The sequence below is a fragment of the Pedococcus sp. P2_E5 genome, assembly GCF_056403895.1.
The window spans coordinates 1-22,928 of the sequence record NZ_JBFUEP010000006.1 but is presented as its reverse complement, the minus strand read 5'-3'; the positions used below and the strand labels follow the sequence as shown (position 1 = coordinate 22,928).

Annotated in this window: 22 protein-coding genes and 1 pseudogene; 16 read left to right on the top strand and 7 right to left on the bottom strand. The window is 70.4% G+C overall.

Annotation, left to right across the window (positions count from 1 at the left end):
- Positions 1-2: 2 nt before the first annotated feature.
- From AC1DVZ_RS03170 to AC1DVZ_RS03150, 5 genes are all read left to right on the top strand, one after another.
- A complete protein-coding gene (locus AC1DVZ_RS03170; RefSeq protein WP_477616735.1) occupies positions 3-494 on the top strand; it encodes a hypothetical protein in 492 nt (163 codons plus the stop codon).
- Positions 495-510: 16 nt separating this feature from the next.
- The gene (mrdA, locus tag AC1DVZ_RS03165; protein ID WP_477616734.1) at positions 511-2,517 is read left to right on the top strand and encodes a penicillin-binding protein 2; all 2,007 of its coding nucleotides are present in this window, start codon (positions 511-513) and stop codon (positions 2,515-2,517) included.
- A 48-nt stretch (positions 2,518-2,565) separates the two neighbouring features.
- Positions 2,566-3,960 (top strand): dihydrolipoyl dehydrogenase, encoded by a 1,395-nt coding sequence (gene lpdA / locus AC1DVZ_RS03160; protein ID WP_477616733.1) that lies wholly within the window; start codon positions 2,566-2,568, stop codon positions 3,958-3,960.
- 62 nt (positions 3,961-4,022) lie between these two features.
- Entirely contained in the window at positions 4,023-4,628 is a 606-nt protein-coding gene (locus tag AC1DVZ_RS03155) for a GNAT family N-acetyltransferase (protein ID WP_477616732.1), read from the top strand.
- Positions 4,514-5,806, top strand: coding sequence for an acyltransferase family protein (locus AC1DVZ_RS03150; protein WP_477616731.1), 1,293 nt, complete (start codon positions 4,514-4,516; stop codon positions 5,804-5,806). The genes AC1DVZ_RS03155 and AC1DVZ_RS03150 overlap by 115 nt, the downstream gene beginning before the upstream one ends.
- 5 nt (positions 5,807-5,811) lie before the next feature.
- On the opposite strand, the gene AC1DVZ_RS03145 is transcribed toward AC1DVZ_RS03150, so the two are convergent.
- Positions 5,812-6,186 (bottom strand): TfoX/Sxy family protein, encoded by a 375-nt coding sequence (locus AC1DVZ_RS03145; protein ID WP_477616730.1) that lies wholly within the window; start codon positions 6,184-6,186, stop codon positions 5,812-5,814.
- Positions 6,187-6,379: 193 nt separating this feature from the next.
- Between AC1DVZ_RS03145 and AC1DVZ_RS03140 the strand changes: the two genes are divergently transcribed.
- The 4 genes from AC1DVZ_RS03140 (at position 6,380) to AC1DVZ_RS03125 (ending at position 10,511) form a co-directional block, all read left to right on the top strand.
- On the top strand, positions 6,380-7,312 hold the full coding sequence (locus AC1DVZ_RS03140; protein ID WP_477616729.1) for a DUF559 domain-containing protein: 933 nt from the start codon (positions 6,380-6,382) through the stop codon (positions 7,310-7,312).
- A gap of 35 nt (positions 7,313-7,347) precedes the next feature.
- The gene (locus AC1DVZ_RS03135; RefSeq protein ID WP_477616728.1) at positions 7,348-7,539 is read left to right on the top strand and encodes a hypothetical protein; all 192 of its coding nucleotides are present in this window, start codon (positions 7,348-7,350) and stop codon (positions 7,537-7,539) included.
- Between the two features lie 121 nt (positions 7,540-7,660).
- Positions 7,661-7,930, top strand: coding sequence for a 30S ribosomal protein S15 (gene rpsO / locus AC1DVZ_RS03130; protein WP_140737145.1), 270 nt, complete (start codon positions 7,661-7,663; stop codon positions 7,928-7,930).
- A gap of 148 nt (positions 7,931-8,078) precedes the next feature.
- Positions 8,079-10,511, top strand: coding sequence for a polyribonucleotide nucleotidyltransferase (locus AC1DVZ_RS03125; protein WP_477616727.1), 2,433 nt, complete (start codon positions 8,079-8,081; stop codon positions 10,509-10,511).
- 93 nt (positions 10,512-10,604) lie between these two features.
- On the opposite strand, the gene AC1DVZ_RS03120 is transcribed toward AC1DVZ_RS03125, so the two are convergent.
- Entirely contained in the window at positions 10,605-11,318 is a 714-nt protein-coding gene (locus AC1DVZ_RS03120) for a helix-turn-helix transcriptional regulator (RefSeq protein ID WP_477616726.1), read from the bottom strand.
- A gap of 112 nt (positions 11,319-11,430) precedes the next feature.
- Between AC1DVZ_RS03120 and AC1DVZ_RS03115 the strand changes: the two genes are divergently transcribed.
- The 5 genes from AC1DVZ_RS03115 (at position 11,431) to AC1DVZ_RS03095 (ending at position 16,986) form a co-directional block, all read left to right on the top strand.
- Positions 11,431-12,660, top strand: a complete 1,230-nt coding sequence (locus AC1DVZ_RS03115) for an NAD(P)/FAD-dependent oxidoreductase (RefSeq protein ID WP_477616725.1) — start codon at positions 11,431-11,433, stop codon at positions 12,658-12,660.
- A 203-nt stretch (positions 12,661-12,863) separates the two neighbouring features.
- Entirely contained in the window at positions 12,864-15,407 is a 2,544-nt protein-coding gene (locus AC1DVZ_RS03110) for an ExeM/NucH family extracellular endonuclease (protein WP_477616724.1), read from the top strand.
- A gap of 86 nt (positions 15,408-15,493) precedes the next feature.
- On the top strand, positions 15,494-16,246 hold the full coding sequence (gene dapB / locus AC1DVZ_RS03105; RefSeq protein WP_477616723.1) for a 4-hydroxy-tetrahydrodipicolinate reductase: 753 nt from the start codon (positions 15,494-15,496) through the stop codon (positions 16,244-16,246).
- Positions 16,247-16,594 carry a hypothetical protein gene (locus AC1DVZ_RS03100; protein ID WP_477616722.1) on the top strand — a complete coding sequence of 116 codons (348 nt, stop codon included), beginning with the start codon at positions 16,247-16,249 and terminating at the stop codon, positions 16,592-16,594. It abuts the gene before it with no gap.
- A gap of 23 nt (positions 16,595-16,617) precedes the next feature.
- Entirely contained in the window at positions 16,618-16,986 is a 369-nt protein-coding gene (locus AC1DVZ_RS03095) for a VOC family protein (protein WP_477616721.1), read from the top strand.
- Positions 16,987-16,995: 9 nt separating this feature from the next.
- On the opposite strand, the gene AC1DVZ_RS03090 is transcribed toward AC1DVZ_RS03095, so the two are convergent.
- The 5 genes from AC1DVZ_RS03090 to AC1DVZ_RS03070 all read right to left on the bottom strand — a co-directional run bounded on the left by AC1DVZ_RS03090 (position 16,996) and on the right by AC1DVZ_RS03070 (position 20,086).
- Positions 16,996-17,310, bottom strand: a complete 315-nt coding sequence (locus AC1DVZ_RS03090; RefSeq protein WP_477616720.1) for an AzlD domain-containing protein — start codon at positions 17,308-17,310, stop codon at positions 16,996-16,998.
- Positions 17,307-18,074, bottom strand: coding sequence for an AzlC family ABC transporter permease (locus AC1DVZ_RS03085; protein ID WP_477616719.1), 768 nt, complete (start codon positions 18,072-18,074; stop codon positions 17,307-17,309). The genes AC1DVZ_RS03090 and AC1DVZ_RS03085 overlap by 4 nt, the downstream gene beginning before the upstream one ends.
- Positions 18,071-18,667 (bottom strand): N-acetyltransferase family protein, encoded by a 597-nt coding sequence (locus AC1DVZ_RS03080; RefSeq protein ID WP_477616718.1) that lies wholly within the window; start codon positions 18,665-18,667, stop codon positions 18,071-18,073. The genes AC1DVZ_RS03085 and AC1DVZ_RS03080 overlap by 4 nt, the downstream gene beginning before the upstream one ends.
- A gap of 58 nt (positions 18,668-18,725) precedes the next feature.
- Positions 18,726-19,193 carry a dihydrofolate reductase gene (locus AC1DVZ_RS03075; protein ID WP_477616717.1) on the bottom strand — a complete coding sequence of 156 codons (468 nt, stop codon included), beginning with the start codon at positions 19,191-19,193 and terminating at the stop codon, positions 18,726-18,728.
- An 83-nt stretch (positions 19,194-19,276) separates the two neighbouring features.
- Positions 19,277-20,086, bottom strand: coding sequence for a thymidylate synthase (locus AC1DVZ_RS03070; protein WP_477616716.1), 810 nt, complete (start codon positions 20,084-20,086; stop codon positions 19,277-19,279).
- A 206-nt stretch (positions 20,087-20,292) separates the two neighbouring features.
- Between AC1DVZ_RS03070 and dapA the strand changes: the two genes are divergently transcribed.
- Positions 20,293-21,183 (top strand): 4-hydroxy-tetrahydrodipicolinate synthase, encoded by an 891-nt coding sequence (gene dapA, locus AC1DVZ_RS03065; protein ID WP_477616715.1) that lies wholly within the window; start codon positions 20,293-20,295, stop codon positions 21,181-21,183.
- Positions 21,180-22,862: pseudogene (locus tag AC1DVZ_RS03060) on the top strand (ribonuclease J); the annotation flags it as partial. The gene dapA and the pseudogene AC1DVZ_RS03060, both read left to right, overlap by 4 nt.
- Positions 22,863-22,928: the final 66 nt, after the last annotated feature.

Genomic DNA, 22,928 nt, shown 5'->3' with positions numbered 1-22,928 from the left:
CCATGCTCCTGCCCAACCTGGCCCTCACGGTTCGTGGCCTCCTGCTGCTGGCCGCCGCCGTGGCATCGGTGACCCTGGCTGCCCGCTCACAGCTGGTCCTGCCCGACCTGGTGCTCCCCGTCGTGGTGGCCGGCGCCCTGCGCACCGGCGCGTCCCGCGGTGCCCTGCTCGGCCTCGCGGGTGGCTGGCTCGTCGACCTGATGCCGCCCGGTTCGTCCGCGCTCGGCACCGCAGCCCTGGTGTATGCCGGGGCCGGACTCCTCGCCGGGGCCGGCAGGCGCGAGGGGGAGACGCCGTTCGGCTGGGTCGCCGTCGTGGGACTGGGCGGCGCGGTGTTCGTGGCGGCCGGACGACTCGTGGTCGCGGTGCTGTCCGGGGCTGCTGTGGAGTGGCACGTCCTCGGGCTGCGCCTGCTGCTCTCCGCCCTCCTCTGCGCGATGCTCGTACCCGTACTCGTCAGCGTCGAGCAGCGCCTTGCCCGAGGACGACGATGAAGGGCGGGCGTCGACCGTGAAGCGTTCGCGGGTCGTCCGGGACCACTCGCCCCGCGTGTGGGTGCTCGGGCTGGTGGTCCTGTGCTTCATGGGCACGCTCTTCGGTCGGCTGGGGCAGGTCCAGATCGTGGGCCACGAGGACTACCAACGCGCGGCGGACACCCTCAACACCCGCACGGTCACCGAGCCGGCCGTCAGGGGCCGCATCCTCGACCGCACCGGTCTGCCGCTCGTGGACAACACGACGGAGACCGTGGTGACCGTCGACCGGGCGGTGCTCGTCGAGTCGGAGGACGGCGGGCGCGACCTCATCCATCGAGTGGCCCGTGTGGTGGGGGCCGGATTCGACCAGCTGTGGGGGCGCACCCAGCTCTGCGGTGTGCAGGGGGCGCCCCCGGCGCCGGTCTGCTGGGCCGGGTCCGCCTACGTGCCGATCCCGTTGGCCAGCGGCGTCGATCCCCGCAAGGCCCTGAGTCTCCTCGAACGTCCGGACCTCTATCCAGGGGTGGGGGTTTCGGCCCAGCCGGTGCGCGACTACCCAGCCCAGCGAACCGTCAACGCGGCCCACCTGCTCGGCTACCTCGCCCGATCGAACGCCGAGGACGTGGCGGGTTCGAGGGGGGCGATCGGCGACCTCGACCTGGTGGGTCGCTCAGGTCTGGAGGAGCAGTACGACGCCCAGCTCCGCGGCACGCCCGGGACGAGCACGGTGGCAGTCGACCCCCGCGGCATCGTCACCCGGCGGCTCGGGCAGACCGACCCGGTTCCGGGTCGGGACGTCGTCACCAACCTCGATGCCAGGGTGCAGTCGGCGGCGGAGGCTGCCCTGGCGTCGGCCGTCACCTCCGCGCGCACACACGGTCACCGGGCCGACTCCGCCGCGGCGGTCGTCCTGGACGTCACCAACGGTGGCGTCGTCGCGGCAGCGAGCTACCCGTCCTACGACCCGGATGTCTGGACGGGCGGTGTGACCCCGGCCGAGCTCGCCCGCCTCACCGACGCGGCAGCCGGGACGCCGCTGGTCTCCCGGGTGACCTCTGCCGCGTTCTCGCCCGCCTCGACCTTCAAGGTGGTCAGCCTGCCTGCCGCGGTCAGGGCCGGGAACCCGCTCGACGGCACGTACAACTGCACGTCCGGCTACACGATCGGGAACCGCAGGTTCGCCAACTTCGAGTCCCGTGCCTACGGCCCGATCTCGCTACGCAGGGCCGTGGAGGTCTCCTGCGACACGATCTTCTACGACTTCGCCTACCGGTCCTGGCTGGCGCAGGGCGGACTTGCCGCCAGGTCCGATGCCAGGGACCCCTTCGTCGCGATGGCCGAGGCGTTCGGACTGGGCCGGACCACCGGGATCGACCTGCCCGGGGAGCAGGCTGGGCGCATCCCCGACCGGACGTGGAAGCAGCGACAGTGGGACCAGACCCACGCCGAGACCTGCAAGCGCGCCAGGTCCGGCTACCCGGAGCTGGCCGGCGCCGACCCCAGCCGCGCGGCATACCTCAAGGCACTTGCCGTCGAGAACTGTCAGAGCGGCTTCCAGTTCCGTGCCGGCGACGCGGCCAACTTCGCGATCGGCCAGGGCGACATCACGGTGACGCCCCTGCAGATGGCCCAGGTCTACGCGGCCATCGCCAACGGCGGGACGCTCTGGAAGCCGGAGGTCGCGCGCGCCTTCGTGGCCCCCGGCGGGGCCACGGACCCGGTGGCTCCCGTCAGGGCGGGAAGCGTGCGCTTTCCCGCCGGCACGCTGTCCTTCCTGCGGGGGGCGCTCGTGGGGGTCGTGACGTCGGGCACGGCGAAGGGGGCCTTCGCCGGCTTCCCGCTCGACCAGTGGCCGGTGGCGGGCAAGACGGGCACCGCAGAGGCGTTCGGCAAGCAGGACACGGCCTGGTTCGTGTCCTATGCACCGGCCACCAAGCCGCGGTATGCCGTGGCGGTGGTGGTCTCCCAGGGCGGCACCGGAGGCGAGGGTGCCGCACCCGCTGCCCGACGGATCCACGAGGTCCTGCGCACCCTGAGGTAGCGACGGGCGAAGTGGGGCGATGGGGGGACAGTCAGTAGGCTGACCGCCATGGCTGACTTCGATGTCGTAGTTCTCGGTGCTGGTCCTGGCGGGTACGTCGCGGCGATCCGCGCCTCCCAGCTCGGTCTCAAGGCCGCCGTGGTCGAGTCCAAGTACTGGGGTGGGGTCTGCCTCAACGTTGGGTGCATCCCGTCCAAGGCGCTGCTGCGCAACGCCGAGCTGTCCCACATCCTGACGCACGAGAAGGACAAGTTCGGGATCGAGGGCGACGCGACGATGGCGTTCGGCCCGGCCCACGCCCGATCGCGCGCGGTGTCGGCGGGGATCGTCAAGGGCGTCCACTTCCTGATGAAGAAGAACAAGATCACCGAGATCGACGGGTGGGGCACGCTGACCAGCCCGACCTCGATGGATGTCGCGCTCAGCTCCGGCGAGAAGCAGACGGTCACCTTCGACAAGCTGATCATCGCCACCGGCGCCACGACCCGGCTCATCCCGGGGACGTCGCTGTCGGACCGCGTCGTCACCTACGAGGAGCAGATCCTCACCGACCAGCTGCCCGGCTCGATCGTCATCGCGGGGTCCGGTGCGATCGGCGTGGAGTTCGCCTACGTCATGAAGAACTTCGGGGTCGACGTGACCATCGTGGAGTTCCTCGACCGGATGGTGCCGACCGAGGACGCCGAGGTGTCCAAGGAGCTGCTCAGGCACTACAAGAAGCTCGGGGTCACGGTCCTGCTCTCGACCAAGGTCGAGTCGATCGACGACAGCGGCGAGAAGGTGAAGGTGACGGTGTCGCCCGCCGCCGGTGGTGAGTCGACGGTCATCGAGACCGACAAGGTGCTCCAGGCCATCGGCTTCGCCCCGCGGCTCGAGGGCTACGGCCTCGAGTCCCTCGCCGTGGCCACCGAACGCGGCGCCATCGCCATCGACGACCACTGCCGCACGAACGTCGACAACGTCTATGCGATCGGCGACGTGACCGGCAAGCTCATGCTGGCCCACACGGCCGAGGCGCAGGGCGTCGTCGCCGCCGAGACCATGGCCGGTGCCGAGACCATGCCCGTCGAGTACGACTTCATCCCGCGGGCGACCTTCTGCCAGCCGCAGATCGCCTCGTTCGGCTACACCGAGGAGCAGGCCAGGGAGAAGGGCTTCGACGTCAAGGTCGCGAAGTTCCCGTTCTCCGCCAACGGCAAGGCGATGGGCCTCGGCGACGCCGTCGGATTCGTCAAGGTCGTGGCCGACGCGAAGCACAACGAGATCATCGGCGCCCACCTCATCGGCCCCGAGGTGACCGAGCTGCTGCCCGCGCTGACCCTGGCCCAGAAGTGGGACCTCACCGCCGACGAGGTCGCCCGCAACGTCTTCGCCCACCCGACGCTGTCCGAGGCGGTCAAGGAAGCCGTCGAGGGCATCGCCGGCCACATGATCAACCTCTGATCGCCGCCTCACCGATCCCTGTCGTCTCACCGTCCGCTCGCGGACAGTTCGGAGCTCCCGGTATGCCGCGCGTCAGCCTGCCGATCACGACCGAGAGGCTCGTCCTGCGCAGCCTCCGTCCCGGTGACGAGGACGACGTGTTCGCCTACCGGTCGGTGGCGTCCGTCGTGCGGTACATCCCCGGCGAGCCCAAGACCCGCGAGCAGGTGGCGGACCTGGTGGCCGAGCGGGCCACAGCCGGCCGCGTCGACGAGAAGTCGCCGATCCTCACGCTCGCGGTCGAGCTCGGCGGTCGGGTCATCGGAGACGTGCTCATCCACCTCGACGGGCTCGACGGCCACGACGGACGGCAGGCCGAGATCGGCTGGGTCTTCGCCCCCGACGTGGCGGGTCAGGGCTATGCCACCGAGGCGGCGCGGGCCATCGCGGACGCCGCGTTCCGTGAGGTCGGGGTGCACCGCGTGTGGGCCCAGCTCGAACCGGTCAACACCGCGTCGTCGCGCATCTGCGAACGGCTGGGCATGCGCCGCGAGGCACTGTTCGTGAAGGCCTCGTGGTTCAAGGAGCAGTGGACCGACCTGGCGATCTATGCCCTCCGCGCCGACGAGTGGTCGGCCAAGGCATCCGAGGCGTCCGAGGCGTCAGAGGTTTCCGGGGCCAGCTCCTGACTTCCCCCACCGCGACTCCGACGCATACCTCGGAGCGCCGCTCTCCGCTGCCCGCGCTGACCGGGCTGCGCGTCCTGGCGGCCGCCTGGGTGGTGCTGTTCCACTATCGCCCGGACCTCGAGGCGCTCGCCCCGTGGACGATGCCTGCCGACACCCTGATGCGTGCGGGGTACCTCGGCGTGGACCTGTTCTTCCCGTTGAGCGGCTTCATCCTGGCCTACAACTACGCCGACTCCATGCGGACCTTCTCCCGGCAGTCGACGGTCTCGTTCATCCGCAACCGCTTCGCGCGGGTCTGGCCGGTGCACTTCGTGGCGCTCAACATCGACCTCGCCATGGCCGTCGCCATGGGCACCTTGGGCATCGGCGAGGGCGGGCAGCGGCGCACGCCCGCGGCATACGGGCAGAACGTGCTCATGGTGCACAACTGGTTCAACGACCGGCCCAGCTTCAACGGTCCGGCCTGGTCGATCGGCTCGGAATGGTTCGCCTACCTGGTGGCGCCGTTGCTCTTCGTGCTCGCCGCGCGTGTGGTCCGGGCCCGCAGCTCCCTGCTGCTCGCCGCCCTCTCGTATGCCGTGATGCTCACCGTCTTCGCGGTGTTCGCCCTGCCCAACGGCAACCTCGAGCACATGTTCTACGTGCGGATCATGGGCGAGTTCGTCGCCGGGGTGTTCCTCTGCCTCGCCTGGGTGCGCGGCGGTGTGGCCCTCGGACGGCTGGTACCGCTGCTGCCGGTCGTGGTGCTCGTGGTGGCCCTGGTTCCTGCCGTCGCATCGGGTGACTACTGGATGGCCCCGGTGATGGGGCTGGTCGTGGCGGTCGTGGCGGCGGCTGGCGGCGTGGTGTGGCGCTGGCTGTCGACGCCGTTCATGGTGGCCGCGGGGGAGGCGTCGTACTGCCTCTACATGACCCACTACCTGATGCGTCCGGTCGTCACCTGGCTGCGCGAGTGGGGCGACGATGCCTGGTGGTCGGCAGGTCTGGCGGTGGTGGCCCTGGTGCTCGTCCTGGGCGGTGCCGCCTGGCTGATGCACGTCCTGGTCGAGCGCCCGGCGCGAACGTTCCTGCACGGGCGTTCGCGGGCGGCCGCCCGCCCTGCGCCCGAAGCCGAGCCCGAACGTGAGGCCGAACGTGAGCGCGAACGTGAGCCCGAACCTGTGGGAGCCCGCGGCTGACCGGACTACGGCGTGGGCTTGGTGGTCTTCTTGGCGGTTGCCTTCTTGACCTTGGGCGGCAAGGTCGCGATGTGGTCCCGCGCCCGGTCCGTCCAGGCCGACATCTGGTCGTCGGACAGGTCGGGGGGCAATGAGAGCCACCCGTTCATCGGTCGTTCTGCCGGTCCGAAGGGGCCGCTGCCCGGCACCTCCTCGAGCTCGGCCATCCCCGCCGCGTCGAGCTTGACGCCGACGTCCTCACCGAACAACCCGGCATACATGTTGCCGTTGACGAACGCGCCGACACTGCCGAACATCGGCTTGACCTCGACCCCCGGCGCGTCGCTGATCAGGCTCCGGAAGCGGGCCTTGTCCTCGTCACTGTGCTTGGGCATCTGCATGTCCCCATCCAACCACCGAGCGCCCCGACGCCGCGGCCCGCGACCGGATGCGCCCTGGAGTCACATCCGGTCCTGCTAGATCGTCGGCTGACCACCGAATGCGCCCCTGAGCCGCATCCGGGTGGACCTGAGGGCTCGCCAGACCTGTGGACAACCGGCCGGGCGCCTCGACCTGATCGGGGAGGCTGGCCGCATGGCAGACCGTACGCCACCCACGACGAGCAGTGCCGGGCCCGTCACGTTCCTCACCCGGGCGTCGGCGCGCGAACGCGGCATCACGGAGGGTCAGTTGCGCGGCCCGCGGTGGGTCAGGCTCTTCAACGACCTCTACCTGCCTGCCTCCGTCGAGGTCACCGACGAGGTGCGCGCGCGGGCCGCCCTCACGCTCGCCCCCGAGGGCGCGATGGTCTCGCGCCACACCGCGGCAAGCCTCCTCGGTGGTGTCGTGCCGCACACGGCCGACGTCCACCTGACGTTGCCGTCGGGACGGCTACGGGTTGCAGGCATCGACGCGCGCCGCGGGACCGGCCGGGCCGCCCGGATCCGCCGAGTCCCCATCACGTCGGCAGAGGCGACCTTCGTCGGGCTCGCTGATGACCTGACTCTGGTCGACCTGGTGGTCCTGGGGGACTCGTTGGTGAAGGCGGGACGCTGCCTCCCCGCGTCCCTGGGGGACGCCGCCTCCGGAACCAGTCGCTCGGTCGCTCAGAAGAGGCTGCGCCGGGCGGCGAGCCTGGTCCGCGCCGAGGTCGACTCGCCGATGGAGAGCCGTCTGCGGCTGCTGCTCGTGCTCGCCGGACTGCCTGAGCCAGTCGTCAACCATGTCGAGTACGACGACCTCGGCCACTGGAGGCGCCGGTTCGACCTCGCCTATCCGGCCCACCGACTCGCGATCGAGTACGACGGGCGTCAGCACGCGGACTCCACCCGTCAGTGGGAGCGTGACGTCGAGCGCAGGGAGGAGCTCGACAGCGACGGCTGGCGGCTCGTCGTGGTGCTGGCGAAGGGCATCTACCGCGAACCGGCGCGCACCCTCGAGCGGGTGCAGAGTGCCATGGTGTCCCTGGGCCTGCCCGGACGAGTCACCAGCGAGGAGTGGAAGCAGCACTTCCCGGGGCACGCGTGAGGTCACCGGCAGGAGGGGTGCCGGAGGGGTGCCGGGTGTGGCTTCCGAATGTGGCCGCCGGGCGCATCCGGTATGCCGGGCCCTGCGCCGAGGTGCCGGATGTGGCCGCCGGGCGCATCCGGTATGCCGGGCCCTGCGCCGAGGTGCCGGATGTGGCCGCCGGGCGCATCCGGTCGGGTGATGGTGGAGCGGAGCGGCCCCGCAGCCGCCACCCGCTGACCGATTAGGGACGCAACCCGCCCGCTGGTAACCTTGGAGCCGCCGTAGACCGGCCGCGGATCCAGAGAGCCCAGGTGAACCAGCCCTGGCGCACCGCGCAACGATCACACGAAGGAGCAGTGCCGACCCATGCCGTTGAGCCTCGACGTCAAGAAGAAGATCATGTCCGAGTACGCCACGCACGAGGGCGACACCGGTTCCCCCGAGGTCCAGGTGGCGATGCTGACGCAGCGCATCCTCGACCTCACCGAGCACTCGCGCCAGCACAAGCACGACCACCACAGCCGCCGCGGCCTGCTCCTCCTGGTCGGCCAGCGTCGCCGGCTCCTGCGCTACCTCGAGAGCGTCGACGTCGAGCGTTACCGCTCGCTGATCAAGCGCCTCGGTCTGCGCCGCTAAGCATTCGACAGGGACGGTCCTCCATGAGGGCCGTCCCTCTCGCATGGGGTCGGCATCGATGCCGCCCGAGATTGAGCACCACCCATGAAGAACACCCGTGCACAACGACGATGCACCAGGGTCACCAGAAAAAAAGAAGGAGGGCCCAATGGAGGGTCCAGAGATCCACTTCGCCGAAGCGACCATCGACAATGGTTCGTTCGGCACCCGCACGGTCCGGTTCGAGACCGGACGCCTGGCCAAGCAGGCCGGTGGCGCAGTTGCCGCCTACCTGGATGAGGACACGATGCTCCTCTCCACCACCACCGCCGGGAAGCACCCGCGCGAAGGTTTCGACTTCTTCCCCCTGACGGTCGACGTCGAGGAGCGGATGTATGCCGCGGGCAAGATCCCCGGCTCGTTCTTCCGCCGCGAGGGTCGCCCGTCGACCGACGCGATCCTCACCTGCCGCCTGATCGACCGCCCGCTGCGCCCGACCTTCACCAAGGGTCTGCGCAACGAGGTCCAGGTCGTCATCACGGTGCTCGCGCTCAACCCCGACCACCAGTACGACGTGCTCGCCATCAACGCGGCCAGCGCCTCCACCCAGATCTCGGGTCTGCCGTTCTCCGGTCCGATCGGTGGCGTCCGCGTCTCCCTGATCGACGGCCAGTGGGTTGCCTTCCCGAACTTCTCCGACATCGAGCGCTCGACCTTCGACATGGTCGTCGCGGGCCGCATCGCGGGCGATGACGTCGCGATCATGATGGTCGAGGCCGAGTCCACCGAGTCGACCTGGAACCTCGTCAAGAACGAGGGCAAGCAGGCTCCGACCGAAGAGGTCGTCGCCGAGGGCCTCGAGGCCGCCAAGAAGTTCATCAAGGTTCTGTGCGAGGCCCAGGCCGACCTGGCCAGCAAGTCCGCCAAGCCGGTCCAGGAGTTCCCGATCTTCCTGGACTACCAGGACGACACGTATGCCGCCGTCGAGGCCGCGACCTCGGACGACCTGACGCAGGCGCTCGCCATCGCCGGCAAGCAGGAGCGCGAGGACCGCATCGACGAGCTCAAGGACTCCATGAAGGAGAAGCTCGCCGGCGAGTTCGAGGGCCGCGAGAAGGAGCTGTCCGCGGCCTACAAGTCCGTGCAGAAGAAGCTGATCCGTCAGCGCATCCTGCGCGACAAGGTCCGCATCGACGGCCGTGGCCTCGCCGACATCCGCGCCCTGGGCGCTGAGGTCGAGGTGCTGCCCCGCGTGCACGGTTCGGCCATCTTCGAGCGCGGCGAGACCCAGATCATGGGCGTCACCACGCTGAACATGCTCCGCATGGAGCAGCAGCTCGACACGTTGTCGCCGGTGACGCGCAAGCGCTACATGCACAACTACAACTTCCCGCCCTACTCCACCGGTGAGACCGGTCGGGTGGGTTCGCCGAAGCGTCGCGAGATCGGTCACGGAGCGCTCGCCGAGCGTGCCCTGATGCCGGTGCTGCCGACGCGCGAGGAGTTCCCCTACGCGATCCGCCAGGTGTCCGAGGCTCTCGGTTCCAACGGCTCGACGTCGATGGGCTCGGTCTGCGCCTCCACCCTGTCGCTGCTCAACGCCGGTGTGCCGCTGCGCGCCGCGGTCGCGGGCATCGCGATGGGCCTCATCTCCGAGGAGGTCGACGGCGAGACGCAGTACGCCGCGCTGACCGACATCCTCGGTGCCGAGGACGCCTTCGGTGACATGGACTTCAAGGTCGCCGGCACCCGCGAGTTCGTCACGGCCATCCAGCTCGACACCAAGCTCGACGGCATCCCCGCCTCGGTGCTCGGCAGCGCGCTGACCCAGGCTCGCGACGCCCGCCTGCACATCCTCGACGTCATGAACGAGGCCATCGACGCGCCCGACGAGATGAGCCCCTTCGCTCCTCGCGTCATCTCGGTGCAGGTCCCGATCGACAAGATCGGCGAGGTCATCGGGCCGAAGGGCAAGATGATCAACCAGATCCAGGACGAGACCGGCGCGCAGATCTCGATCGAGGACGACGGCACGATCTACATCGGTGCGACCGACGGCCCTTCGGCCGAGGCCGCCCGGGCGCAGATCAACGCCATCGCGAACCCGCAGATGCCGGAGATCGGCGAGCGCTTCCTGGGCACCGTGGTCAAGACCACGACCTTCGGCGCGTTCATCTCCCTCCTGCCGGGCAAGGACGGCCTGCTGCACATCTCCGAGGTGCGCAAGCTCGTCGGTGGCAAGCGGATCGAAGCCGTCGAGGACGTCCTGGCCGTGGGCCAGAAGGTCCAGGTCGAGCTCAAGGAGATCGACCCGCGCGGCAAGCTGTCGCTCGGTGCGGTGCTCGCGGAGGGTGAGGGTGGCGACGCCGAGGCAGGCGACGCGGCCCCGGCCCCGACCGCAGGCACCGACGCCGACGCCGACGCCGACGCCGAGGCGCCCCGCGACGAGCGCGGTGAGCGTGAGGACAGCGGCGAGCGTCGTGACGGTGGCCGCAGCCGCAACCGCCGTCGTGGCGGCCGCGGTGAGCGCGGTGCCGACGACCGTGGGGCCGACGTGTCCGACAGCGCGGCTCCGGCCACGTCGGAGGACGCGGCGGGCTGAGCCCACGCACCACCGCACCTGACAGCGGGCCGGCATACCTCATCGGTATGCCGGCCCGCTGGCTTTGGGGGTGCGGGGCGGGGCCGCAGCGCGTCAGGGCACCTGGCGGGCGCGCACGCAGCACAGGTCGGGGGCGGGTTCCAGGCGGGTCTGCACGTGGGTGCACCCGAGTGCCTCGACGGCGCCGGTGACCAGGGCGAGGTTGATGCCGCAGACCAGGTCGGTGTGCTCGCGCGCGAGTCGGTCGAACGGACAGTTGGCCAGCTCGAGCTCGGCCTCGTCCTCGGTGGGGGAGGGCTCGTAGCCGTGCCTGGCCAGCAGCTCCGACACGCTGCGGAGCTCGGCCCGCGGGCCACGAGGGCGGGCAGCGCCCACGGCCAGCGCTCGCCCCGCGTCGGTCGCGGCAGCGTCGATCGCCTGGTCGAGCGTCAGGTGTCCGCGCCCCACGCGACCGACGGCATCGGCGAGGACGGCGGCGGCCAGGTCGTACTGCCGGGCGGGGAGCGACACCGACACCTCGCCACGGGCGCGGCGGTAGAGCTTGGACGGCCGACCGGCTCCCGGCCCCTGGCGGCCACTCAGGCGGCGGAACTCGACCTCGAGCAGGCCCTCGTCGACGAGCCGGTCGAGGTGGAACTTCACCGAGTGCAGCGGCAGCCCCACGGCCTCGGCCGCCTGCTCACGACTGACCGCCGTGCGCTGCCTGGACACGTGGTCGTACAACGCCCGTCGAGACGGCTCGGCGAGGGCGCCCACGGACTCGATGCCGTCGTGCACGTCGTGCACGTCGTGGGCTTCCGGCGACATCAGGCTCCTCGAACGACTCGTTGACTAATGGGGACACCACTCCTAAAGTCAATTTAACACTCCTTTAGAGAGTGGAGTAGTGAGAACAGAGAGCCGAGCCAGAGGATGACGCATGACTGACGACCGGACCTTCGTCGTGATCGGGGGCGGGCTGGCTGGCGCCAAGACCGCCGAGGCCCTCCGCGAGCGCGGCTTCGAGGGGCGTGTCGTGCTGTTCGCGAGCGAACCGCACCTGCCGTACGAGCGACCGCCGCTGTCCAAGGACTACCTCAAGACCGGTGATAAGCTCGAGGACGTCTTCGTCCACGACGAGAGCTGGTATGCCGGTCACGACGTCGACGTGCGCACCGGTAGGACCGTGGTCAGCATCGACCGCGACGCGCACGAGGTGGTGGCCGACACCGGTGAGCGCACGGCATACGACCGGGTGGTGCTGGCGACCGGAAGCGCACCGAGACGGCTCACCATCCCCGGTGCCGACCTCGACGGGGTGTTCTCCCTGCGCACCATCGAGGACAGCCAGGCGATCCGTGCCGTCCTCGTCCCGGGGCGACGCATCGTCTTCATCGGCGGCGGCTGGATCGGGCTGGAGGTGGCGGCGGCGGCGCGCGAGGCCGGTGCCGAGGTCACGGTGCTGGAAGCCCTCGACCTGCCCCTGGTGCGGGTCCTCGGGCCGACCATCGCCCAGGTGTTCGCCGACCTGCACCGCGAGCACGGTGTCGACCTGCGCACGGGGGTGACGGTCGAGGCCGTGGAGGGCGACTCCGCCGTCACGGGCGTGCGGCTGGCCGGCGGTTCGGTCGTGCCGGCCGACGCCGTCGTGGTGGGGATCGGGGCCACGCCCAACGTCGGGCTCGCGCAGGCTGCGGGGCTGGACGTGGACAACGGCATCACCGCCGACGCCGTCGGGCGCACGAGCGACGCGGACATCTTCGCGGTGGGGGACGTCGCGAACGTCGAGCACCCGTTCCTCGGGCAGCGGATCCGCGTGGAGCACTGGGCCAACGCCCTCAACCAACCCCCGCTGGTGGCCGCGGCGATGCTCGACCAGGAAGGGCCGGAGGCGGAGCTGCCCTACTTCTACACCGACCAGTACGACCTCGGGATGGAGTACCACGGTCTCGGGAGCCCGGACGACGACGTCGTCGTGAGGGGCGACCTCGCGACACGGGAGTTCGTGGCGTTCTGGCTGCGCGACGGGCGGGTCTCCGCGGGGATGAACGTCAACGTGTGGGACGTCGGTGACGCGGTGAAGGGACTGATCCGGTCGAAGGCCGTGGTCGCGCCGGACCGGCTGGCCGACCCCGCAGTCCCGCTCGAAGAGCTCAGCGGGAAACCCTGACCTGACCTTTACCTTCGCGACCGGTCCCAGCCGTTTCGTATTTGCCGTGGGCATGGTGTGATGCCCCATCGGCCCGGACCACCGTCCCGGGGCTGTCAATCCTGAGCTCGCCTTGGAGGACTGCTGTGCGCGTACCCCGCAAGCACGTGATGGGAGCGGTGGGCGCCATAGCCCTCACCGCTGGAGTTGTGAGCATCGCCCCGATGAGTGCCCTCGCGGCGCCCTCGGTCGATGCGCCCGTGGTGATCAACGAGGTCTACGGCGGCGGCGGCAACACCGGCGCCACGTACCGCAACGACTTCATCGAGCTGGTCAACACCAGCGCGTCCACGGTGAACCTCAACGGCTGGTCGGTGCAGTACGCCGGGTCGACCGGTGTCTCCTGGCAGGTCACCGGGCTGGCCGGGTTCCTGCCGGCTGGAGGCACCTACGTGGTCCGTGAGGCCGCGGGCACGGCCGGGACCACCGACGTCCCGTTCGACGCCTCCGGGACCATCGCGATGGCTGGCGGCGCCGGCAAGGTGGCCCTCGTCAACAACGTCACGCCGCTCGGCGGTACGGCCACCCCGTGCACCGCGAAGTCGGGGCTCAACCCGTGCTCCGGGCAGCCCTCCGTGGTCGACTTCGTCGGCTTCGGCACGGCGAACGACTACGCGGGGACCGGCCCCACGCCCGCCCCGAGCAACACCGTGTCGGTCAGCCGCAAGGCGGGACCGCAGAACACCGCCGACAACGCGGCCGACTTCGCCGCCGGGGCCCCGAGTCCGGTGGCGTGCGGCACGACCTGCACCACGCCGCCCGCACCGGCGGAGAAGACGATCCCCGAGATCCAGGGCACGGGTCCGAGCACCCAGCTGTCGGGGCAGACGGTGACCACCAAGGGGGTCGTCACCGCGGCCTATCCCACGGGCGGGTTGCACGGCTTCTACATCCAGACCCAGGGAACCGGTCCCGAGCCGAGCTCGTCGTCCGCCTCGGACGGGCTCTTCGTGTTCCAGACCGGTGGCTCCGGCAGCCCGCTCGACCCCGACGTCCAGGTCGGCAACTACGTCCAGGTGACGGGTGCGGTCAGCGAGTTCCGGAGCTCGTCCACCGACCCGGGGACCCTGACCGAGATCACCGCGTCGGCAGCGAACATCAGTGACGCGGGCAGCGAGTTCAGCCCGGTCCAGCCACTGACCGTGCCGTGGCCGACCACTGACGCCGGACGTGAGTCGATCGAGGGCATGCTCTTCCAGCCCACCGGCGACTACACCGTGACCAACACCTTCGGTACCAACCAGTTCGGCGAGGTCGGCCTGGCCGTGGGTGACCACCCGCTGCTGCAGAACACCGAGGTGGGTGCCCCCGGCAGCCCCGAGGCCGCGGCCGTCGTGGCCGACAACGCCAAGCGAGCGGTGACCCTCGACGACGGTGCCTCCAGCAACTTCACGGCGAGCAGCTTCAGCGCAGCGACCTGCGCCGGCCGACCGATCCCGTGCCTGCTCAACGGCGACCTCACGCCCGCGTACGTCTCCACCACCACGCCGGTCCGGGTCGGGGAGGCGGCCACCTTCACCGCTCCCGTCGTCGTGGACTACCGCTTCAACCTGTGGCGCTTCCAGCCGACGGCCCAGGTCGTCGGCCCCGCCAACGCGACCTCGCCGGTGGCCTTCGAGAACACCCGCACGGCTGCGCCGGACACCGCGGACATCAACCAGCTCGGCACTGCCGACCTCAAGGTCGCGTCCTTCAACGTCCTGAACTACTTCACCGATCTCGGCGACGCCGACCCGACCTGCGTGGCCTTCTACGACCGCAACGACAACGGCGACACGGTCCGCGGCGTCGACGGCAGCCCCTGCACCCGCCGTGGTGCCTGGGATGCCGCTGACCTCGCTCGACAGACCGAAAAGGAGGTGTCGGCGATCAGCGCGCTCGACGCCGACGTCGTCGGGCTGATGGAGATCGAGAACTCCGCACGGTTCGGCCACGACCGTGACGCCGCTCTGGCGGCCCTCGTCGCCGCGTTGAACGCCAAGGCAGGCGCCGGCACCTGGGCGTTCGTCCCGTCCTCGACGGACCTGCCCTCGCCCGAGGAGCAGGACTTCATCACCAGCGCCGTCATCTACAAGCCGGCCACCGTCATGCGCGTCGACCGGTCTCGCGCCCTGGGTGACCAGAGCGAGGATGGCCAGGCCTTCGGCAACGCCCGGGAGCCGATAGCCCAGACCTTCAAGGCGAAGACCGGCAAGGCCGACAAGTTCCTGTTCGTCGTCAACCACTTCAAGTCCAAGGGTTCGGCTGGTCCCTTCCCGGGTGACGCCGACAGCGGTGACGGCCAGGGCGCTTCGGTGACCAGCCGCATCCTGCAGGCGCAGGCCCTGCGCGACTGGGTGCCCGGTGTCGCCGCCGAGTACGGCGCCAAGGGGATCGTCATGGCGGGTGACTACAACTCGTACACGATGGAGGACCCGCTGGACGTCCTCTACAAGGCGGGCTACACCGACGTCGGCAGCCGGTTCGACCCGAACAGCTACTCCTACTCCTTCAGCGGGCTCTCCGGTTCGCTGGACCACATCCTCGTCAACGACCACGCGCTGCGGATGTCGACGGGGGCCGACCACTGGAACATCAACTCCGGTGAGTCGGTGGCCCTGGAGTACAGCCGGTTCAACTACCACTCGACCGACTTCCACGACCCGGGCCCGTACCGGTCGTCCGACCACGACCCGGTGGTTCTCGGCCTCACGGCCTTCGTGAAGTAGTCGAACCACCTCCGCGAGCCACGGGCCCGGTCTCCCGAATGGGGGACCGGGCCCGTCGTCGTGGGCAGGTGGCTACGCTGGCGACCGTGAGTGACACGATCAAGGTGGCCGTGATCGGTGCGGCAGGACGCATGGGCGCCCAGGTATGCCGGGCGGTCACGGACGCGCCGGACCTGGAGCTGGTCGGGCGGTTCGACCAGGGCGACGACCTCGGCGACCTCGGCGGTGCCGCTGTCGTCGTGGAGTTCTCGGTCCCGGCCGCGTCACCGGCCAACGTGGCGCACTGCGTCGACCGTGGCGTGCACGTCGTCGTGGGCACCACCGGGTGGGACGAGGGGCGCCTGGCGACGGTGCGCGACCAGCTCACCCAGCACCCGTCCGTCGGTGTCCTCATCGCCCCGAACTTCGCGATCGGCGCCATCTTGATGATGCGCTTCGCCCAGCAGGCCGCGCGGTTCTACGAGTCGGTCGAGGTCGTCGAGCTGCACCACCCCGACAAGGTGGACGCGCCATCGGGCACGGCAGCACGCACCGCCGGCCTCATCGCCGCCGCCCGCGCCGACGCCGGCCTCGGTGCCGTCCCGGACGCCACCACCCAGGACCCCGACGGGGCGCGCGGCGGACGCGTCGACGGCATACCCGTGCACTCGATCCGGCTGCGTGGGCTGGTCGCCCACCAGGAGGTCCTGCTCGGTGGCGAGGGTGAGATGCTCACCCTGCGCCACGACTCGTTCGACCGGACCTCCTTCATGCCGGGTGTCCTCGAGGGGGTGCGCGGGGTCGCCGCCCACCCCGGGCTGACCGTCGGGCTGGAGCACTACCTCGGCCTGGACGCCTGAGTGCGCGAGAAGGTCACCGCTCTCGTCCTGCTGGCGGTGCTGGGCTTCTACTGCGCCACGATCGGGTGGCGTGGGGTCGAGCTGGTGCGGGACGGTCGGCCCGTGGCCGTGCTGTTCGGCGTCGCCGTCATCCTCATCCCGGTCGTCGCGCTCCTGGCGATGGTGCCACTCGTGAGGCTTGCCCGGGACGGCGCGCGGATGATGGTGCAGGCCCGGGAGTCGGGTGCCCACGGCGCCTGGGCTGACGAGCTCGAACAGGCCGAGACCTGTCGGGTCGCCAAGGACCGCAAGGGCGAGCAGGCGCACTACCGTGCCGCGGTGAGGGCCTGGCGTACCTCGCGCCCCTGACCCTCCCGGCCTACCGTGGTGGCATGCACCGTTCGCGCATCGGCATCGTCCTCATCGACCACCCCGGCGAGGACTACGACGCCGGCCTCGCGTTCTGGGCAGGTGCCCAGGGTGTGCGTCCGGTCCAGGACGGTCCCTATGCGAGCGTCGGCGAGATCGGGTCACTGAACCTCGAGGTCCAGCGACTCGAGGACGGACCGCCGCGCGTGCACCTGGACATCGAGACGGACAACGTCCGTGCCGAGGTCGCACGGCTGACGGCTCTGGGTGCGAGCACCGTGGACGACCGGGAGAGCTACGTCATCATGGCCGACCCGGGCGGGGTGATCTTCTGCGTCGTCGGGATCCAGACCGGCGACCGGTTCCTCGAGGACGCGCAGGAGTGGCCCTGACCAGTGGGGTCAGGGCAGGCCGAGGAGCCGCAGTCCCGCCGCGACCGCGGCAGCCAGCACCACGACGACGATGAACGGCGCCCGCAGCACCAGCGCCACCATGGCCACACCGACGGCGGCAGCGCGCGAGTCGAGCGTGATCGCGCCCGTGCTAGAGGTCAGGGTCTGCACGCCGACGAGGGCGGCCAACAAGGCGATCGGCAACGCCGAGGTGATCCGCGTCGTCCGCTCGCCGTCGAGCCACGACGCCGGCACGACGTAGCCGAGGTACTTGAGAACGAACGCCAGCCCGGACGCGATGAGCACAGCGGTCCACGTGCTCATCGTGCGGTCTCCGGTGTCGCAGGGCCTGGTTTCACCGGCGTCTGGTCGGGCCACTGGTGCGGTGGTGGCGGGTCGTGGTGAGCGCGCTGCCACACGCCCGCCAGCAGCGCGGTGCAGGCGGCGACCAGGACGGGGACGCCGGCAGGAGCATGCGGAGCGACGAGCACCGCGATCAGCGCGGCCAGCACTGCGATGGCGACGGCGTCCCGCGACTTCAGCCGCGGCCACAGCAGGGCGCAGAAGGCGGCCGCCGCGGCGGCGTCGAGTCCGTAGCGGCGGGCGTCGCCCATGGCGTCGCCGACGACGGCGCCGACGAGCGTCATCGCGTTCCACAGGACGAAGACGCCCACGCCGGTCACCCAGAAGCCGAGTCGCGCGGCGACCGTCTCGGGCTGCGCGACACTGACCGCCGTCGACTCGTCAATGGTCAGCTGGGCGGCGAAGACCTTCCGGAGCCCACGCACGTCGAGCATCCGCGCGACCTGCAGTCCGTACAGCCCGTTGCGGACGCCGAGGAGCGTCGAGGTGGCGATGGCGGCGGGTCCGCCGGCCGCCCCGGCTGCCATGACCCCCACGAACGCGAACTGCGACCCTCCTGAGAACAGCAGGAGCGACAGCACCTGGGTCTGCAGGATCGACAGACCCGCGGCCACCGACAGGGCACCGAAGCTGATGCCGTACGTCCCCGTCGCCAGCGCCACCGACAGGCCCTGGCGCACGACCCGGGAACGTCGTTCCGGGGTCAGGGTCAGGGTCGTGGTCACGGGCCCGGAGGTTCCGGCGTGATGTCGGCGACCAGGCGGACCTCGCGCGCGGTCCCCCCGTCGGGGGAGATCACCCGGTCGCGGAACGCGCCGTCAGGGGTGAGCCCCGCGTCGAGCAGGAAGGCCCGGGTGGCTTCGTCGCTGGCCAGCACCCACGTGTGCAACCGGTCGGCACCGGCGCCGCGCAGGGTGTCGACGGCCGCGTTCAGCAGGCGTGACCCGTGTCCGACCCGACGTGCCTGCGGGTGGACCCCGAGGGCTGAGAGCTCACCCGTGCCCGGGGACGCATCGGGGTCCTGGCTCGGGCCGATGGCCGCGAACCCGACCACCTGGTCGCCGGCGCACGCCGCGAGCAGCCGGTAGACCCCCTGCGGAGGTGCGGCCAGGGACTGGCGCCAGACGGCCGCGAAGGCCTGTGGCTCGAAGGTCTCCAGCACCTCCGCGGGCAGCACCGCGGCATACGCCTCGCGCCACACGGTGGCCTGGACGAGCCCCACGGCGGGAGAGTCGGTCTCGCGCGCCACCCGGACGCTGGCGTCGGCGAGCGGTCCGGGGGAGGAGGAGTGACCGGCGTGGTCGTGCTGGTGGGCCATGCCCTGCATCCTGCCATCGGTGCTGCGTCGGGCTCCGGGCACGGTCGCGTCGTCGAGGTCAGGGGCGCTCGTACGTCACCCAGCTGAAGCCGTCGCGCCGCTCGCGCCGGACCTCGTTCCAGTGGGCCGGGTCGATGTCGGGGAAGCGCACATCACCCTCGGGCGACTGGTCGACCTCCGTGATCAGCAACCGCTGCGCCCACGGCATCGCCTCGGTGTAGACCTGCCCACCCCCGCAGACGAACACCTCGGCCGCGGGACCCGCCAGCGACAACGCCTCGCTGAGCGAGTGGGCCGTCTCGACGTCGGGGTGGCTCCAGTCCGGCTGGCGCGTCACGACGATGGTCCGGCGGCCAGGCAGCACCCTCCCGATGGAGTCGAAGGTCTTGCGGCCCATCACCATCGGGTGGCCCATCGTGGTCCGCTTGAAGTACGCGAAGTCCTCGGGCAGGTGCCACGGCATGTCGTTGTCGGCCCCGATGACGCCGTTGCGGCCGACCGCGGCAATGAGCGTCACGTTGGTCATGGGCACAGGTTAGCGACAGCGTGGTCGTGGTGGCTGGGCCCGACGGCCCAGACCGGCACGGCTCTGACCGCGATCGGCACGGCTCAGACCGCGATCGGCGCCTTGATCGACGGGTGGGCCTGGTAGCCGACCAGCTCGAAGTCGCCGAGGTCGAACTGGTCGATGTCCTTGCCGCAGGCGATCTTCATCTGCGGCAGGGGGAGCGGCTCACGGGTCAGCTGGAGGGTGGCCTGCTCGACGTGGTTGGAGTAGAGGTGGGCGTCGCCGAGAGTGTGCACGAAGTCGCCCGGCTCGAGGTCGCAGACCTGCGCGACCATCATCGTCAGCAGCGCGTAGGAGGCGATGTTGAAGGGGACGCCGAGGAAGATGTCGGCCGAGCGCTGGTAGAGCTGGCAGGAGAGCTTGGCCCGGTGCCCGTCCACCGCGGGGGACACGTAGAACTGGAACATCGTGTGGCAGGGCGGCAGCGCCATCGAGTCGACGTCGGCGACGTTCCAGGCCGACACGATGTGCCGGCGGCTGTCGGGGTTGGTGCGGATCGAGTCGATGACCTTGGCGATCTGGTCGACGTGGCCGCCGTCCGGTGTCGGCCAGGACCGCCACTGGTAGCCGTAGACCGGCCCCAGGTCGCCGTTGTCGTCGGCCCACTCGTCCCAGATGGTGATGCCGCGCTCCTGGAGCCACCGCACGTTGGAGGCGCCGCGCAGGAACCACAGCAGCTCGCCGATGATCGACTTGAGGTGGAGCTTCTTGGTCGTCAGGACCGGGAAGCCCTCGGAGAGGTCGAACCGCATCTGGTAGCCGAACACCGAGCGCGTGCCCGTGCCCGTGCGGTCGGACTTGTCCGTGCCGGTCGTCATGACGTGGTCGAGGAGGTCGAGATACTGCTGCACGCACGCAGCGTAACGCCGGCCGGTGACACCTGCCGGGACCCGCCCACCAACCGGGAGGTAAGCCGCGTGGCCGGCCACGCGGCATACCTCCCCGTGCGCACGGCGGAGGGCTCGATGGCGCCAGGGGGCGGCGCCTTCCCGCCAAATTGGCGACCGCAGGGTGTGCGGGACGCGAGCGGTGCACCCGGGGGCGATAACCTGCCGGTATGAGTGCGACGTCTCCGTTCGGCCGGGTGGTCACGGCCATGGTCACCCCGATGCGTCCCGACGGATCCGTGGACCTGGACGCCGCCCAGCGCGTGGCCACCCACCTGGTCGACCACGGCCACGACGGACTGGTCGTCAGCGGCACGACCGGGGAGTCGCCCACCACGACCGACGCCGAGAAGGTCGAGCTGCTCAAGGCCGTCCTCGAGGCGGTCGGCGACCGGGCCGCGATCACGGCGGGGGCCGGCAGCAACGACACCGCCCACTCCGTCGAGCTCGCCACGGCGATGACCCGGGCCGGGGCCCACGCCCTGCTCGTCGTGACGCCCTACTACAACAAGCCTCCGCAGGAGGGGATCGCCCGGCACATCGAGGCGGTCGCCGACGCGAGCGACCTGCCGGTCATGGTCTACGACATCCCCGGACGCACCGGGGTCCCGATCCACACGGAGACCCACCTGCGGCTGGCCCGGCACCCCCGCATCCGGGCGGTCAAGGACGCCAAGGGCGACCTGTTCGCCGCCACCGAGGTGATGCGGCAGACCGACCTGCTGTGGTTCAGCGGTGACGACGCCCTCAACCTCGCCCACCTCACCAACGGCGCCATCGGCGTCGTGTCGGTCGTCGGCCACGTCGCGGGCGACATCTACGCCGAGATGGTCGCTTCCGTCGACAAGGGCGACCTCGCCCGCGCGCAGGAGCTGAACCGGCAGGCGGTCCCGGCCGTCAACGCCGTCATGAACATCACGCAGGGAGCCATCATGGCCAAGGCCGCCCTGGTCGAGCTCGGAGTCATCGACTCCGCGACCGTGCGCCTGCCCCTCGTCGAAGCCACCCCCGACCAGGTCGCGCAGCTGCGCGCCGGTCTCACCGAGTCAGGACTTTTGTGAGTCATCCCCACCCCGAGCTCAACCTCCCGCGGCCGCTCGCTGCCAACGGTGTCCGCATCATCGCCCTCGGCGGCCTCGGCGAGGTCGGCCGCAACATGGCCGTCATCGAGCACGCCGGCCAGCTGCTCATCATCGACTGTGGCGTGCTGTTCCCGGAGGACCACCACCCCGGCGTCGACCTGATCCTCCCCGACTTCGAGTACCTCGAGGACCGGCTCGACGACATCCAGGCGATCGTCCTCACCCACGGCCACGAGGACCACATCGGCGCGGTGCCCTACCTGCTCAAGCTCAAGCGCGACATCCCGGTCGTGGGGTCGATGCTGACCCTGGCGCTGATCGAGGCCAAGCTCAAGGAGCACCGGATCACGCCCTACACCCTCGGGGTCAAGGAGGGGATGCGCGAGAAGCTCGGCGTCTTCGACTGCGAGTTCGTGGCGGTCAACCACTCGATCCCCGACGCGCTCGCGGTGTTCGTGCGGACGCCGGGCGGGACGATCCTGCACACCGGTGACTTCAAGATGGACCAGCTCCCGCTGGACAACCGGCTCACCGACCTGCGCGCCTTCGCCCGACTGGGCGAGGAGGGCGTCGACCTGTTCATGACGGACTCGACCAACGCGGAGGTCCCCGGGTTCACCACGCCGGAGCGCGAGATCGCCCCGGCGATCGACAAGGTGTTCCGCGACGCCCAGCGCCGGATCATCGTGGCCTGCTTCTCCTCGCACGTCCACCGCGTGCAGCAGGTGCTCGACGCCGCCGAGTCGGCCGGGCGCAAGGTCGCCATGGTGGGCCGCTCGATGGTGCGCAACATGGGGATCGCGGCCGAGCTGGGGTACCTCCACGTGCCCGACGGCGTGCTCGTCGACGTCAAGAAGCTCGACAACTTCCCCGACGACCAGGTCGTCCTGATCTGCACCGGGTCGCAGGGCGAGCCGATGGCTGCGCTGTCGAGGATGGCCAACCGCGACCACCGCATCGACGTGGGGGAGGGCGACACGGTCCTCATGGCCTCGTCCCTCATCCCCGGCAACGAGAACGCCGTCTACCGCATCATCAACGGCCTCATGCGGCTCGGGGTCAACGTCGTGCACAAGGGCAACGCCAAGGTCCACGTGTCCGGTCACGCCAGCGCCGGTGAGCTGTTGTACTGCTACAACATCGTCAAGCCCCGCAACGTGATGCCCGTGCACGGCGAGTGGCGCCACCTCGTCGCCAACGCCGAGCTCGCGGTCCAGACCGGGGTGCCGCGCGAGCAGGTCGTGCTGGCCGAGGACGGCGTGGTCGTCGACCTCGTCGACGGTGTCGCGCGCATCGTCGGGGCAGTGCCCTGCGGCTACGTCTACGTCGACGGGTCCTCGGTGGGTGAGTTCGACGAGGCGCTGCTCAAGGACCGCAGGATCCTGCGTGACGAGGGGTTCATCTCGGTGATCGTCGTGATCGACTCCGCCACCGGCAAGATCGCCGCGGGGCCCGAGATCCAGGCCCGGGGATTCGCCGAGGACGACGAGATCTTCAGCCAGGTGCGACCCAAGATCGAGCAGGCGCTCGCCGAGGCCACGGGCAACGGCGTCACCGACTCCCACCAGCTCGAGCAGGTCATGCGCAGGGCGATCGGCGGCTGGGTCGGCGGCAAGATCCGCCGCCGCCCGATGATCATCCCGGTCGTCATCCAGGCCTGCGCTTCCAGCAGGGCATCAGGCTCGTCCCAGCACAAGGTCCTCGTTGACGGACAGGGTGCAACC

What these genes read in the sequence shown, in the direction of transcription:
- AC1DVZ_RS03170 (WP_477616735.1), top strand. Translation starts at nt 3, where the DNA reads ATGCTCCTGCCCAACCTGGCCCTCACGGTTCGTGGCCTCCTGCTGCTG.
- lpdA (WP_477616733.1), top strand. Translation starts at nt 2,566, where the DNA reads ATGGCTGACTTCGATGTCGTAGTTCTCGGTGCTGGTCCTGGCGGGTAC.
- AC1DVZ_RS03155 (WP_477616732.1), top strand. Translation starts at nt 4,023, where the DNA reads ATGCCGCGCGTCAGCCTGCCGATCACGACCGAGAGGCTCGTCCTGCGC.
- AC1DVZ_RS03145 (WP_477616730.1), bottom strand. Translation starts at nt 6,186, where the DNA reads ATGCAGATGCCCAAGCACAGTGACGAGGACAAGGCCCGCTTCCGGAGC.
- AC1DVZ_RS03140 (WP_477616729.1), top strand. Translation starts at nt 6,380, where the DNA reads ATGGCAGACCGTACGCCACCCACGACGAGCAGTGCCGGGCCCGTCACG.
- rpsO (WP_140737145.1), top strand. Translation starts at nt 7,661, where the DNA reads ATGCCGTTGAGCCTCGACGTCAAGAAGAAGATCATGTCCGAGTACGCC.
- AC1DVZ_RS03125 (WP_477616727.1), top strand. Translation starts at nt 8,079, where the DNA reads ATGGAGGGTCCAGAGATCCACTTCGCCGAAGCGACCATCGACAATGGT.
- AC1DVZ_RS03120 (WP_477616726.1), bottom strand. Translation starts at nt 11,318, where the DNA reads ATGTCGCCGGAAGCCCACGACGTGCACGACGTGCACGACGGCATCGAG.
- AC1DVZ_RS03115 (WP_477616725.1), top strand. Translation starts at nt 11,431, where the DNA reads ATGACTGACGACCGGACCTTCGTCGTGATCGGGGGCGGGCTGGCTGGC.
- AC1DVZ_RS03110 (WP_477616724.1), top strand. Translation starts at nt 12,864, where the DNA reads ATGAGTGCCCTCGCGGCGCCCTCGGTCGATGCGCCCGTGGTGATCAAC.
- AC1DVZ_RS03095 (WP_477616721.1), top strand. Translation starts at nt 16,618, where the DNA reads ATGCACCGTTCGCGCATCGGCATCGTCCTCATCGACCACCCCGGCGAG.
- AC1DVZ_RS03090 (WP_477616720.1), bottom strand. Translation starts at nt 17,310, where the DNA reads ATGAGCACGTGGACCGCTGTGCTCATCGCGTCCGGGCTGGCGTTCGTT.
- AC1DVZ_RS03080 (WP_477616718.1), bottom strand. Translation starts at nt 18,667, where the DNA reads ATGGCCCACCAGCACGACCACGCCGGTCACTCCTCCTCCCCCGGACCG.
- AC1DVZ_RS03075 (WP_477616717.1), bottom strand. Translation starts at nt 19,193, where the DNA reads ATGACCAACGTGACGCTCATTGCCGCGGTCGGCCGCAACGGCGTCATC.
- dapA (WP_477616715.1), top strand. Translation starts at nt 20,293, where the DNA reads ATGAGTGCGACGTCTCCGTTCGGCCGGGTGGTCACGGCCATGGTCACC.